17 protein-coding genes and 2 pseudogenes are annotated in these 13,103 nt (G+C 31.2%); 9 read left to right on the top strand and 10 right to left on the bottom strand.

Annotation, left to right across the window (positions count from 1 at the left end):
- Positions 1-229 (top strand): annotated as a pseudogene (locus QZZ51_RS13735) (TonB-dependent receptor); the annotation flags it as partial.
- A gap of 183 nt (positions 230-412) precedes the next feature.
- Complete coding sequence (locus QZZ51_RS13730; RefSeq protein WP_291870632.1) at positions 413-1,387, top strand: Gfo/Idh/MocA family oxidoreductase; 975 nt, start codon at positions 413-415, stop codon at positions 1,385-1,387.
- A 6-nt stretch (positions 1,388-1,393) separates the two neighbouring features.
- Here QZZ51_RS13730 and QZZ51_RS13725 read toward each other — a convergent pair whose 3' ends face one another.
- Entirely contained in the window at positions 1,394-1,831 is a 438-nt protein-coding gene (locus tag QZZ51_RS13725) for a hypothetical protein (RefSeq protein ID WP_291870631.1), read from the bottom strand.
- A 131-nt stretch (positions 1,832-1,962) separates the two neighbouring features.
- On the opposite strand from QZZ51_RS13725, the gene greA reads away from it, so the two are divergent.
- Together greA and QZZ51_RS13715 are read left to right on the top strand one after the other, a co-directional pair.
- Positions 1,963-2,439, top strand: a complete 477-nt coding sequence (gene greA, locus QZZ51_RS13720) for a transcription elongation factor GreA (protein WP_291870629.1) — start codon at positions 1,963-1,965, stop codon at positions 2,437-2,439.
- Positions 2,440-2,517: 78 nt separating this feature from the next.
- Positions 2,518-2,910, top strand: a complete 393-nt coding sequence (locus QZZ51_RS13715) for an HIT family protein (protein ID WP_291870627.1) — start codon at positions 2,518-2,520, stop codon at positions 2,908-2,910.
- On the opposite strand, the gene QZZ51_RS13710 is transcribed toward QZZ51_RS13715, so the two are convergent.
- Both QZZ51_RS13710 and QZZ51_RS13705 read right to left on the bottom strand, forming a co-directional pair.
- Positions 2,897-3,253: a hypothetical protein gene (locus QZZ51_RS13710; RefSeq protein WP_291870624.1), complete on the bottom strand. Its 357-nt coding sequence runs from the start codon at positions 3,251-3,253 to the stop codon at positions 2,897-2,899. The two genes, QZZ51_RS13715 and QZZ51_RS13710, sit on opposite strands and share 14 nt — an antisense overlap.
- Complete coding sequence (locus tag QZZ51_RS13705; RefSeq protein WP_291870622.1) at positions 3,253-4,404, bottom strand: HAMP domain-containing sensor histidine kinase; 1,152 nt, start codon at positions 4,402-4,404, stop codon at positions 3,253-3,255. The genes QZZ51_RS13710 and QZZ51_RS13705 overlap by 1 nt, the downstream gene beginning before the upstream one ends.
- A gap of 209 nt (positions 4,405-4,613) precedes the next feature.
- Here QZZ51_RS13705 and QZZ51_RS13700 point away from each other — a divergent pair, with 209 nt between their 5' ends.
- Both QZZ51_RS13700 and aat read left to right on the top strand, forming a co-directional pair.
- Entirely contained in the window at positions 4,614-4,991 is a 378-nt protein-coding gene (locus QZZ51_RS13700; RefSeq protein ID WP_291870620.1) for a DUF3127 domain-containing protein, read from the top strand.
- Between the two features lie 84 nt (positions 4,992-5,075).
- Positions 5,076-5,717, top strand: coding sequence for a leucyl/phenylalanyl-tRNA--protein transferase (gene aat, locus QZZ51_RS13695; protein WP_291870618.1), 642 nt, complete (start codon positions 5,076-5,078; stop codon positions 5,715-5,717).
- Between the two features lie 232 nt (positions 5,718-5,949).
- On the opposite strand, the gene QZZ51_RS13690 is transcribed toward aat, so the two are convergent.
- The 6 genes from QZZ51_RS13690 to QZZ51_RS13665 all read right to left on the bottom strand — a co-directional run bounded on the left by QZZ51_RS13690 (position 5,950) and on the right by QZZ51_RS13665 (position 9,954).
- Positions 5,950-6,561, bottom strand: coding sequence for a hypothetical protein (locus QZZ51_RS13690; RefSeq protein WP_291870616.1), 612 nt, complete (start codon positions 6,559-6,561; stop codon positions 5,950-5,952).
- Positions 6,562-6,636: 75 nt separating this feature from the next.
- Positions 6,637-6,966, bottom strand: a complete 330-nt coding sequence (locus tag QZZ51_RS13685; protein ID WP_291870614.1) for a hypothetical protein — start codon at positions 6,964-6,966, stop codon at positions 6,637-6,639.
- Between the two features lie 37 nt (positions 6,967-7,003).
- The gene (locus QZZ51_RS13680; RefSeq protein ID WP_291870612.1) at positions 7,004-7,741 is read right to left on the bottom strand and encodes a hypothetical protein; all 738 of its coding nucleotides are present in this window, start codon (positions 7,739-7,741) and stop codon (positions 7,004-7,006) included.
- Positions 7,742-7,805: 64 nt separating this feature from the next.
- A complete protein-coding gene (locus QZZ51_RS13675; RefSeq protein WP_291870610.1) occupies positions 7,806-8,792 on the bottom strand; it encodes a hypothetical protein in 987 nt (328 codons plus the stop codon).
- 27 nt (positions 8,793-8,819) lie between these two features.
- Positions 8,820-9,425: a hypothetical protein gene (locus QZZ51_RS13670; protein WP_291870608.1), complete on the bottom strand. Its 606-nt coding sequence runs from the start codon at positions 9,423-9,425 to the stop codon at positions 8,820-8,822.
- Positions 9,391-9,954: a DNA-3-methyladenine glycosylase I gene (locus tag QZZ51_RS13665; RefSeq protein ID WP_291870606.1), complete on the bottom strand. Its 564-nt coding sequence runs from the start codon at positions 9,952-9,954 to the stop codon at positions 9,391-9,393. Before QZZ51_RS13665 ends, QZZ51_RS13670 begins: the two co-directional genes overlap by 35 nt.
- A gap of 151 nt (positions 9,955-10,105) precedes the next feature.
- Between QZZ51_RS13665 and QZZ51_RS13660 the strand changes: the two genes are divergently transcribed.
- The 3 genes from QZZ51_RS13660 to QZZ51_RS13650 all read left to right on the top strand — a co-directional run bounded on the left by QZZ51_RS13660 (position 10,106) and on the right by QZZ51_RS13650 (position 12,604).
- Positions 10,106-10,735, top strand: coding sequence for a thioredoxin family protein (locus QZZ51_RS13660; protein ID WP_291870602.1), 630 nt, complete (start codon positions 10,106-10,108; stop codon positions 10,733-10,735).
- 107 nt (positions 10,736-10,842) lie between these two features.
- A complete protein-coding gene (locus QZZ51_RS13655; protein WP_291870600.1) occupies positions 10,843-11,985 on the top strand; it encodes an esterase-like activity of phytase family protein in 1,143 nt (380 codons plus the stop codon).
- Between the two features lie 79 nt (positions 11,986-12,064).
- Entirely contained in the window at positions 12,065-12,604 is a 540-nt protein-coding gene (locus QZZ51_RS13650; RefSeq protein ID WP_291870598.1) for a hypothetical protein, read from the top strand.
- 228 nt (positions 12,605-12,832) lie between these two features.
- Here the strand turns inward: QZZ51_RS13650 and QZZ51_RS13645 are convergent.
- Positions 12,833-13,103, bottom strand: a pseudogene (locus tag QZZ51_RS13645) (hypothetical protein); the annotation flags it as partial.

Below are 13,103 nucleotides of genomic sequence, written 5' to 3'. Positions count from 1 at the left end.
CGCCTATTTTGTAAATGATTTAAGTATCGCATATGAAATAAGACCAAAGTCAATAGTTAAATCCATTGTTTTATCAGGCTTAGTTAATAATTTGTTTAATGAAAAGTATGAGTCTAACGGTTATACTTATTTAGATTTTTGGTCTACACCAGGAAGTTCTAAAGAAATTCTAGGCTACTACCCACAAGCGGGTACTAACTTTTTATTAGGAGCTACACTTAATTTTTAAAAAAATATTTATTTTCCACTAGTGGGTCTAATGCCCCGATACTTGCATTGAAATAGCAAAGTGCAGTTCCTTTTAATGCCACGTGGGCTTGCTTCGAGGTAGTTTACTTAAAAAGGGAGATTTCTTTACAAAAAGAGATTTCCCTTTTCTATATTTGGGAAGTATTTATTTAAAAAGTTCATTATGAAAAAACGGATGCGTTGGGGAATTATTGGTTGTGGCGCTGTTACCGAAGTAAAAAGTGGGCCAGCCTACCGAAACACTTCAGGCTTTGAACTTGTTGCGGTAATGCGCAGAGACGCTGAAAAAGCTGCCGATTATGCCAAGAGACATAACGTATCTAAGTATTATACCAATGCAGACGATTTAATTTTAGATGATGAAGTAGATGCGGTTTATATTGCCACTCCGCCAGATAGCCACAAATACTATGCATTAAAAGTTGTAGCAGCAGGAAAACCATGCTGTATAGAAAAACCAATGGCACCCTCTTATAAGGATAGCTTGGAAATTTATACTGCTTTTAAAGAAAAAGAGGTGCCCTTATTTATAGCTTATTACAGAAGGTCTTTACCTCGATTTTTAAAAGTAAAAGAGTGGTTAGAGAATAAAGAAATAGGAGAGATTCGTCATATACGTTGGTATCTTAGTAAAACACCCTCGGATGTAGACAAAAGTGGAGACTATAACTGGCGCACAGATGCAGCGATAGCTCCTGGAGGTTATTTTGATGATCTTGCCAGTCATGGTTTAGACCTTTTTGCTTTTTTACTGGGAGACTTTAAAGATGTTGTAGGAATTTCAACAAACCAACAGGGATTGTATTCTGCAAAGGATGCTATTACTGCTTCGTGGATGCATGAAAATGGAACAACAGGAGAAGGTAGCTGGAATTTTGGTAGCTACGAACGAGAAGATAAAGTGGAGGTTATAGGAAGTACAGGTAAAATATTTTTTTCCGTTTTTGGAGAAACAGAGATAGAATTGCATTCCAAAGGAAGTATAGAAAAATTGTTTATTGATAACCCTAAACATATTCAGGAGTTTCATGTAGATAATATTCGTAAACATTTATTAGAAAATACAACACACCCTTCCTTAGGAAAATCTGGGTTGCATTGTAGTTGGGTTATGGATAAAATTTTAGGGAATATATAAAATAGCTTAATTAGATATAATTACACTGCCGCTGCTATAAGAAGCTTGGTAAAATAGCATATCATAATAACGCCCACCATCGTCTGGAGTATTTAATAGTTGACCAGTATATAAGTTGTATTGGTAATCTTCACAGGAGCAAGTGACAACTTGCCCATCAAGAACCATTGTTGAACATTCGTTAGGGGCATGGTTAGGGCAACTAGCTTCAAAAGCAATATAATTATTAAAACCAGTATGTAAAACAAAAGCACCGCTAGTACCTACGCCACTAGCACCAATATATACTGCACTACCTGGGTTGGTAAGTGGGCTATAAAGAGGTAAGTTTAGATTAATTTCAAAACGGAACCCTATTTCTTGTAGATAGGGATTACGATTAGTTCTATCTGAGTTACAAGAAAGTAAAATACCAATTAAAAAAACACTCCAAAAACGCTTCATACAACATTGTGGTTAGGAAAACTTTGACAAAAGTGAACAAAAAATATGTATATTTGCGTTAAATCCTCGCTAAAAAACGCTTATTGTAGCGGTACAAGTAGAGGATTTTCTGATTTATTAATTTAAGACTTATGAGTAACATATCATACTATACAGCTGAAGGGTTAAAAAACTTAAAAGACGAGTTAAACCAATTAAGAGATATAGAAAGACCAAAAGCATCACAGGCAATTGCAGAAGCAAGAGATAAAGGCGATTTGTCGGAAAATGCGGAATACGACGCTGCCAAAGAAGCACAAGGGTTGTTAGAAATGAAAATTTCTAAAATGGAAGCAGTTATGGCAAATGCTAGGTTAATAGATGAATCTCAATTAGATACATCTAAGGCACTAGTTTTGTCCACGGTTAAATTAAAAAACCAAACCAATGGTATGGAAATGAAATATACTTTGGTTGCAGAAAGCGAATCCGATATAAAAACGGGAAAAATATCTGTAAGTTCTCCAATAGGTAGAGGTTTATTAGGAAAAGAGGTTGGTGATGTTGCTGAGATTACAGTTCCAAACGGAACTTTAAAGTTTGATATTTTAGAAATTACTAGAGAATAGTAAAGTATAAATTTTTATATTTAATCCTGCTAGATGTTCTAGTAGGATTTTTTATTTTTAGTTAAATCAAATTACACTATGCCAACTATTTTCACTAAAATTATTAATGGAGAAATTCCATGCTATAAGATTGCAGAGGATGCAAATTTTTTTGCTTTTCTAGACATTAACCCTAATGCAAAAGGGCATACTTTATGTATTCCTAAAAAGGAAGTGGACAAAATAATGGATCTAGAGGAAGAAGCTTATATGGGTCTAATGGCGTTTTCTAGAAAAATAGGGAAGGCTATAGAATCCGCTATAGATTGTAAGCGTGTTGGTATTACTGTAATAGGTTTAGAAGTGCCCCATGCGCATGTACACCTTATTCCGTTAAATGAAATGGCAGAAGCAACATTCCAAAACAAAGTAAAATTAAATCCTGAAGAGTTTGAGGCTATTGCGGCTAAAATTCGCTCTAAAATGGTATAATTCCAGAAGCTAATAAGTAAATTCCAACACCAATTAAGGTAATAAGGGAGAATGTTAAAACATAAAACAAAGCTGTATATTTTACAGATTTTTTTTCAGGGATAGCCATTTTTTGGTAGTACCCAAAAATGCGCTCAATATCATCTGTCCAATTTACAGGATAAATATCAGATTTACAGGTGTTGCAAGTAAGTTTGTGCGTAACCTCATTCGTGGTTTTATGCACAAACTTTCCATAACTGTGTTTTTGATAAAAGGATAGTTTTAAATCTTGATTAAAACATTCCGGGCAGTTATTGGTTACGTCGGCTTCTTTTATAACCACTAGTTTTATTTTAGCCATTACTCACTTTTTACTTTTAAGGATATTTGCATTATGGTTCCTTCTTTACCAGACGAAAGTACTTTAATTTTTCCATTATGGTATTCTTCTACAATTCTTTTTACTAAAGAAAGGCCAAGTCCCCAGCCTCTTTTTTTAGTGGTTACTCCTGGATTAAATATGCTTTGAAACCTATTTTTAGAAATTCCATGACCCGTATCTGCTATTAAAATGTTTACATATTTGCCGTCTGGAACTATTTCTATAGCAATAGAACCTTTGCCTTTCATGGCGTCAATTCCATTTTTTACCAAGTTTTCAATAGTCCAATTATATAAAGAACTATTTAGCATAACAGGAAAATATTCTACCTTAGAAGTTAAAGAAAAATGAATAAGTTTAGAGCTTCTCCTTTTTAAATATTCATAGGCGTCTTTAGTTTCTTGTACAATATCGGTTTCATTTAATTTTGGAAGAGAACCTATTTTAGAAAATCTATCGGTAATAGTTTCCAATCGAACTATGTCTTTTGCTATTTCTTTGGTAATATCTGGGTTTATATTTTCTGTTTTTAAAAGTTCATTCCATCCTAATAAAGAAGAAAGTGGGGTGCCAATTTGGTGAGCCGTTTCTTTAGCCATCCCAGCCCATAATTTGTTTTGTTCCGATGCTTTATTGGTCTTAAAAAAGAAAAATATTACCGTAGCAAAAAGAATAATAATAAGTAGTAAGGCAATTGGATAATACTTTAGTTTGTTTAGCACTTCGGAGTTTCCGTAGTATAAAGTGGCTAAATGCTCCCCTTGTTGGTCTATAGATATAGGTATATTTTCACTCTGAAATTGATTTATTTTTTTTCTAATAAAAAGACTGTCCGCTGCTTTTTCGGTTGGCATATTATTTACCCTAATAGAGCCATCTTTGTTTTCTAAAATCATGGGAGAAGAAGAATTGTTTTGTAACACCTTAATAGTTAGGTTTCCTAAATCCATGTCTTCAGAAGATTGTAAAAGCTCGGACTGGGCTGTGGCCCATATTTCCATTTTTAACCGCTCTTCTTCTTTAAATTTTTTGAAAAAGCTATTTGTATTCCATAAAATAAGGCTTACAATGCCAAAAGCTATTGCTAATAAAATAAGATTGTAAGTTTTTCTATTGGGATTAAAATTCATGTAGCATGATATCTTGCTTTAAAGATACCACAAATTGAAATAATATGGAGATTTGTACTTCTTTTGGAGTTTCAAATAGGATACAATTTTCATACATTTGCATTTCTATATCTTAGATTTTTTAAATATCAATCTGGATAAGAAATAGAAACGCGAATTATTAAAAATCACTTTTAAAGAAAAAAGTAAGGGCACTAAATTAAGAGAACATGGAAGTAGAAGGAAAGATTAAGCTAATAGGTGAAACGGCAACATTTGGAAACAACGGTTTTAGAAAAAGAGAATTGGTAGTTACAACAGATGAGCAATATCCACAAAGTATAATGATTGAGTTTGTACAGGATAAGTGCGATTTATTGAATAACCATGCTGTTGGTCAGGATGTTAAGGTAAGTATCAATTTAAGAGGAAGAGAGTGGACAAACCCACAAGGTGAGGTTAAGTATTTTAACTCAATTCAAGGATGGCGTTTAGAAAGTTTAGCAGCAGAAAATGCTAATCCTAATATACCACCTGTACCTCCTATGGAAGCTTTTGAGCCAGCAGATAATTTAAAGGAAGAAGATCACGATGATTTACCTTTTTAAGGTATACATGATATAATATAAAAACCTTCCTAGATTTAATTTAGGAAGGTTTTTTAGTTATTATAGATTTATTAAAAATAAAAAGTGGGTGCATATTTTTTAACAAAGGAGTTAGTTTTTCCGCCAGTAGAAAATGCCGATGAAGAGGGCTTACTTGCGGTGGGTGGCGATTTGTCTCCAGAACGTTTGCTTTTAGCCTATAAATCGGGCATTTTCCCATGGTTTAATGAAGGTTCCCAAATTCTTTGGTGGAGCCCTAACCCAAGAATGGTTCTTTTTCCTCAGGATATTAAAATATCTAAGAGCATGCGTAAGGTTCTAAACGAAAACCAATTTAGGATAACCAAGAACCAATGTTTTAAAGCCGTTTTACATCAATGTGCTACGGTAAAAAGAGATGGACAAGAGGGTACGTGGATTACAGAGAATATGACTAATGCCTATGTAAAACTTCACGAATTAGGGAAAGCAGTCTCCTATGAAGTCTGGGAAAATTCCCAACTGGTTGGTGGTTTATACGGTATAGATTTGGGGGCCGTTTTTTGTGGAGAGAGTATGTTTAGTATGGTTAGTAATGCGTCTAAATTTGCTTTTATTAAGTTAGCTGAAGAACTACAGGAAAAGGAGTATAAACTTATTGATTGCCAAATGTATACGCCCCATTTAGAAAGTTTAGGTGCCAGAGAAATAGAAAGAATAGAATTTTTAGAATATTTAAAAGGGTAAAAATAGAAAAGCAATTTTTATTTGAGTTAACTATTTTGTTTCTAGAAAGTTATGATTTTACTCAGAATAATTTTTATGAAAAAAATTAGCCCTAACAAAATGGCAACAACCCGTATTAAAGTGTAATACTAGCAGTTTTTCATATACGGTTTAAGCTCAATTATTTATAAATAGATGCAATAATCAGAAAGAATAAAAGAGTTGTTTTTTTAGTTTTTTGTTGCAAATGCTATTATTTACAATCGTCTTTGTATAAAACCATGTAATCAAAAATTATTTTAATGGCTTCAGCATTCATATCAGTATTTAGCGATTTATCTATGCGTACATTATTTGTAATGTTGTAAACCTCACAAAAACTAATTTTCATTGCTTTTTGAGCTTCAATTAAGCTACTTATAATATGGATTGTGTAACTCTCTTTATCTTTGGATTTAGCTATTCTAGCAAGGTTAATTGCTTCGTCAACATTAAAATAGTTGTCTAAAGCTTTTAGATAGGCCATACAGATAATATCATCCGCACTTGCTCGTCTAAGGAAATCATCCATGGTTTGGCAATTATTTTTATCTTTTAAATACTGTAAGAATATTTCGGAATTACTTACCCCATTAGACTCCCACCCCAACTTATTTATTAGCGCTATTTTTAATTCAATTGGCTTTCTCTTTTTAGTTAAATATTTTATTAGTTTAATATTCAGTTTACCTTCAGCTTTAGAAGCTAACTGTATTATTTTTGACGATTTATACGCATCACTAATTGCCGTTGATGTAAGGGGGGAATCGGCATATAAATTTTGATTAAATAAAAAGAGTAACGGCAAGAAAAAAATTATTTTCATATTATAAATATTGATTCTATGTAGTGCTTAAGTTATATTTTTTGTTAAGTTTTTGGTATTACCATTCTAGAAAAATTAGGAAGGCTTATTTTTTTTAGGCATCATTAATATAACAACCACTAAAACTAGTTGAATTACAATAATAACGAATGCTGTAAACTGAGTTTTAAAAGCAATATTAGATATTCGTCTATTATTTTTTTGGTCAGAATCAATCTGGTTGATTAATATTTTTTTTTCACATGCATTAATATCGGTTCTGTTATTTATTTGTTGCTTTTCAAATGAAGCAACATGCTCTATTTTATTAGCGGGAATATAAAGTAAGTCTAAACGATTTAAAATAAGCCATACGCAAGTGATAATTGTAAGGATAGAAAGAATAATTGCAATTGTTTTTTTCATTTTATTAAGTATACTGTGTAGCGTGTTAGCATTTGTTTTATTCAATAATATCTACCTTTTTTTCTATGGCAAAATCGTAAATAATATCGCTGTTTATTAACAGTTTTGGGTTTGTTAGTCCTAATTCGTGATGGTTAAGTTTTATTTCTAAATATCTTGCTATGCCGATAGAGTCTTTAAAATAAGATTTTGGTAGCACGTATTCTCCTGTTTTGGAGTTTATATTTTTATGAATTGTTGTTTTTGAATATTTGCCTCCAGAATGTTCCCCAGACAGGTTGTTTTGTGCTCCTTTCCAAACTTCTAACTCAGCAGGTAAGTTGATGTTTTTCCAATTTAAAGTAAAGTCTTTGTTTATAGAAATAGTTTTAGGGATATTAAATACAAGACTATCATTAATATTTTGAGGTTTAATAAAAGCTAAAGGATAAACGGTGCTATCTGGTAAAATTATTTCAAAATAATAGGATTTACTTCTAGGGAAATCATCTAAAGTGTAATATGATTTTTTTGTGTAATAGAGCTCCTGTTGAACCTTTAAGTTTAGAGGAATTTCATTTAATATAATTTTAATCTGATTATTTATTATTTGTTTATCACCATCTGTGATGTAAACTTTTAAATCATTGATAATGTTATTTCTTGTACCGTCTAGAATGTAAATTTGTGCTTTAATATTCGATAAGTTGTTTAATTTTTCATCAGAAATAGTAGAAACATCGCAACTAATGAATAACAGGAGAAAGAAAAGTAGAGTGAATTTATAGTGTTTCATTTTTTAGAAAAAAAGGGTGTGTGTTTATTGTTTGTAAGAGTGTTTCTTTAATTATTTATAAATATTAACCCCATCCACTTTCTAAACAATATTTAAAATCACCATTTGGTAATAGTTCAATACTTAGTACAAGATCAAAATTATAAACAGCTCCATTAGTTAAAGTTACTTTGTATTTTATAAAAACTAAATCATTACTGCCTGTGCCTCCAAATACTTCAACAAATTCAACAGTTTCAAATTCTTTATAATTTAATTTTTTGTATTTACCTGTATCTGAAAATGATGAAAACCTATCTTTTATCGAACTATCGAGCTCGCGTCCATATGAATGATGATGGAGTAACCAAAAAAGATATTTACTATTAAAGAAAGTAAAAATTTTTTCAATGTTTTTACTTTCGAGAGCAACTATTGAGTTTTGGACAAATTTTTTAAATTTGTCGTTATGTTTTCTATTTGGGGTGTTGTGTAATCGTATATTTTCATCACTAAGGTTATATAAAGCATGTTCCTCCAATTCATTAAATGAAGGTTTTTTTGTACCACTTTTAATATCGGATATTATTTCTTTTAAGCTAGGGAGTATAAAAGATGATTTGTATTGAATATTAACAAATTGGTTAGAAGAAATAGTAGGGTAAGTAGCTTTGAATATTTTAATACTTCCGTTTAATGTTTCTATTTTTCCTTTAAGGTTATATGTTTCGTTATCTATTGTAACTAAGACCCCAATTTCATCGGTAAGTGTATTTTGGTATATTGTATATATTGCATTTTTATTTCTAAAAGTTAAGTTGTAAGCATTGCGGGTTTCGTCGTAAACAAAATAATTTGTAGTTGAGTTTTTATTATTTGTTGGAAAAGTGAATTCTATTTCATTTTCGTTATTAGTAATCTGGTATTGCAAAAAATAAATATTCGTTCGTTTTAAAGTAACCTCTTTTCCGTTAATTAATTCAAAAGAAAGAATAGGGGCTGAGTTGTATTCCTGAGCATGCAATAAAAAAATGCAAAAGAAAAAGAATAGGGCAAAAATGTGTTTTTTCATTTTTTTTAAGCTAAGTTCTTTATGTATTTAATATAAAATATGGTCATAATTTGGTGGAAGCGATTTTCTTGAGCTAATACATTTTCCCTCCGCGTTGAATAGAATTTTATACTCTTTAAAACCATTAGTATCTTTCTTTGCGCGAACGACCAGAGGGTATTTTATGTGCGGTGTAATTAGGTTTTGAAAAGCTGTTTTTAAAATCTCGTCAGTAGAGCCATTTGCAATGTATTGTTGTTGTATTTTCTTAATTTTATACGAAGAGAAATTTTGTTTTAAATAAGCCACTATTTGGGCATAGCTTTCATCAAGAATATCGATATCTTGTATTTGTATTTTTACATTTTCTAAGTTTCCTTCCCCCGTAAATTCTATGCTATACCACAGCCTATCTTTTTTAAATTTTAACCCAAAACGGGTTTTGTTACCATCGATTTCTTTGTAAAACTTTAATCTTTTTGCATCTGTTAATTTTTCTTGTACCAAAACAAGAGCCTTCTCTGGAAATTGGGTTTTTCTAATTCTAAATTCTTTCTCATATTTTAATTGAGCACTTAGAATGTTTGCAGAAAAGAAGAGGATAAATAGGAATAAAATATTAAACTTCATCATATCTAAAACAATTAATTTCATGGTCGTTTACCATTCCTGTTGCTTGCATAAAGGCATAAACAACCGTACTGCCGACAAATTTAAATCCTCTTTTTTTTAAATCTTTACTTACTTGGTCTGATAATTCTGTATTCCCAGGAGCCTCCTTGTAGTTAACAACTTTATTTTTTATGGGAGAATCATTAACAAAACTCCAGATATAGGTGCTAAAGCTCCCAAACTCATCTTGTACTTGTATAAAAGCTTTTGCATTAGAAATGGTAGCGTTAACTTTAAGCTTGTTTCTAATAATACCAGCATCTTGTAATAGAGATTCTATTTTCGGTTGTTTGTATTCTGCGATTTTTTTATAATCAAATTGGTCAAAAGCTTTTCTAAAATTTTCACGTTTTTTTAAAACAGTTATCCAACTTAGTCCTGCTTGGAAGGTTTCTAGTATTAAAAACTCGAATAAAGAATGGTCATTTTTTACAGGAGTTCCCCATTCCAAATCATGATAGGCTTCATATAAATCGCTTCCTAAACACCAACCACATTTGTGTTTTTCCATATTTTGTCTTTTTTTAAAAGAAATTTTGAAGTATTAAAACTACAAGAAGAATAAAGGTATGTAAGTTTTGCGAAGTTTGTACTACCAATATGACTAATATCAGCTTTTGGGAAATGTACCAAAACTAAATTTGTTTAAAATTGAATTTCAGATGGAAGTAAAGGATAATACCGTAGAAAAAACTACACGTGCATTAATACAAGAGTCATATAACAAAGCAGTTTCTTATGAAGATTATCGTTCTCTGCTAGCATCTTTAAGTGCAGAAGGGAAAGCAACTGGCCCAAATGAATCAGAGGAGCTTACAGAATATACGATTTTAAATGATAAGCGTATGAAACGTTTGGATAAGACCGTAAAAGTAAGTGAAGAGAATACCAATAAAATAAAGTCTTTAGGTAAAAAAGTTACTTGGTTAGTACTAACAGAAAGTTGGTGTGGAGATGCTGCTCAGATCATGCCAGTTATGAATAAGATGGCAGAATTAACTGGAAATATTAATTTTAAGGTATTGCAACGGGACCAAAATCTAGAGTTAATGAGTCGATTTTTAACAAATGGAACATTATCTATTCCAAAATTGATAATGGTAGATAGTGAAACTAATGAAGTTATAAGTGAATGGGGCTCTAGACCTTCTGTAGCAACTAAAATGGTGGAAAATTTTAAGAAGGAACATGGAGGCTTAACGCCAGAATTTAAGCAAGATTTACAGGTTTGGTATAATAAAGATAAAGGGCAAAGTACAATATCTGATTTGGTAAAACTACTTAACTTGTAATGTAATAATCTTGTTTTTAGTGTTTTACTTCTATTTTTTAATAGAAATAATTGTGTATTATATTTAGTTGTTTTTAAAATTAGGATATTTGAAAAACTATTTTTCTAATGATACGATTATTCTCAATAGTATTTAGCACCTTTTTTATTGTTTTTTCATCTTGTAATTCTTCTGGTGAAAAAAATCAGGAACCGAAATTTGAAGAAAAAGAGATTTCTATAAAATTCATTGACGAATATATTTTTCCTCAACAACAACTTTATAAGAATACCCTAGTAGGGGGACTATCAGGAATAGATTTCAATAAAGGAAAATGGTATTTTATTTGTGATGATTCTAATACACCAATTAGGTTTTACACTGCAACTATAGACTATGATTTACAGGGTTTTAGTAATGTAACATTAACAGATGTTGTAGTGTTTAAAGGGGAGAATGGAGAGCCTTTATCTAGTGGTATTGCAGATCCCGAATCTATACGTGTAACTAAAAATAATACCGTAGTTTGGAGTAGCGAAGGAGGAACAAACGGAGGGGTTAATCCTTTTGTAAGAGAAGCTTCGCTTAATGGAGATTTTATACGTTCTTTTACTGTTGCAGATAAATTTAAAGTCTCCGCAGACGAAAACATGGGGCCTAGAAATAATGGTGTTTTTGAATCTCTTTCTTTAGCCGCAAATTCTAGGGATTATTGGACTGCTACGGAGTTACCCTTAAAACAAGACGGTCCAGAACCTAAAACAGAGGATGCAGTTACTCCAGTTAGAATTGTAAATATTAGTGAAGACGGTAATTTTGAAAAAGAATTTGTTTATGAACTTAATTCTGTACCTAAACCAGCTATTAATGGAACAAATTTAGAAATTAATGGTTTGGTAGAGTTATTAGCATATGACACCAATAAATTTTTAGCGTTAGAGCGTTCTTTTTCTTCTGGTTATTTAGATGGAGGAGGAAATACAGTAAAAATTTATGATGTAGACATTTCTAATGCAACAGATGTGAGTGGGGTTACAAAGTTAGCTGGGGAAGTATATACTGCCTCCAGTAAAGAATTAATATTTGATTTTGACTCTATAAGAAACGAATTAACAAATGCTACAGTAGATAATATTGAAGGTATAACTTTTGGTCCAAATTTTGAAAATGGAAACCGCTCTTTGGTAGTCATTGCAGATGATAATTTTAGTTCTTTTGCTCCACAATTAAATCAGTTTATAGTATTAGAAGTAGAGAATTTAAAGAACTAATACTGGGGTTTATTCGGATGCTTTATATTATTTAAGAAAAATCGTAACTAAAAAAGAAACGCTTATGAAAAAATTATTTTTGTTATCACTTACCATCCTTTTTGGACTAAAATCATTTGCTCAAGAAACAGGAAATGATAGTTACAGAATTCAACGATTGTTAATTTATAATCAAAAAGGCGAAGTGTTGTTAGAAAAAAATGATTTTGGATGGATGACACCTGCATTAAGACATAACTCTAAAACAACTATAAAAGATGGACTTATGAATTTAGCGTCGGAGTATGGAGTGAAAGTCTCTAGTCCTAAAATAACAGGAATTTTTATGTTTATGTCTGACTACAAATCGATTTCGCAATTTAGACAGCACTATAGTTGTAATTTTATTGATGGAGGATTAAAAGTGCCTGAAAACAAAAAAGATGTTCAATGGTTTTCAATTAGTAAGGCAATTGAAATGATGTCATTACCAGAAACAAAAGCACCACTTGTAATAAGAGACATGACTAAACACTTATTATATTATCCCGAAATAATTTGGGGAGGAACATTTCTTTTAAGTAAAAAAGATGGAAAAATATCATATAAAACTGTGGAGAATTTTTATCCTTTGAATTAATAAATAGCATACATAGTTAATACGGGTTTTGGTCTTTAACCTAAAGTTTAGAGTTTTAAAAATGCAATTGAATTATACAACAATAAATGATTGCATTTATCAGCACTATCTAATAAAGTGGGTAAGTAGTAAAAATAGCGAAGGTATATCCTCGTAGATTGTCTATTCGGGTTGTATTTACTAAATTTGGTATTAAGCCACGCAACTAATTTTATACAAACACGTAGTTTATTTTCCTTGGAAAAGATATGTAATTGTTCCTTTTTGTGATGCTTTTTCCGAGCTATTAAATTTTGCTTTTAAAGCATAGGTAATAGCGTTGTCTACCAAGCAGCCATTGGATGTTGTAGAACTTTTAGTGTTAAAAGAAGCATCGGTAACATTGCCAACGGAATTTACTATAATATTAATAACAACTTTACCACCTTCTATGCAGGTGTATATTGGTGGAGGTAACTTATAGTTGTTTCTATTAACTAGAGAATAGGAAACCGAAGTT

This window comes from Maribacter sp., from assembly GCF_016744255.1.
Taxonomy (GTDB): domain Bacteria; phylum Bacteroidota; class Bacteroidia; order Flavobacteriales; family Flavobacteriaceae; genus Maribacter_B.
The sequence above is the reverse complement of the archived record's forward strand: the minus strand, read 5'-3'. Positions and strand labels throughout refer to the sequence as shown.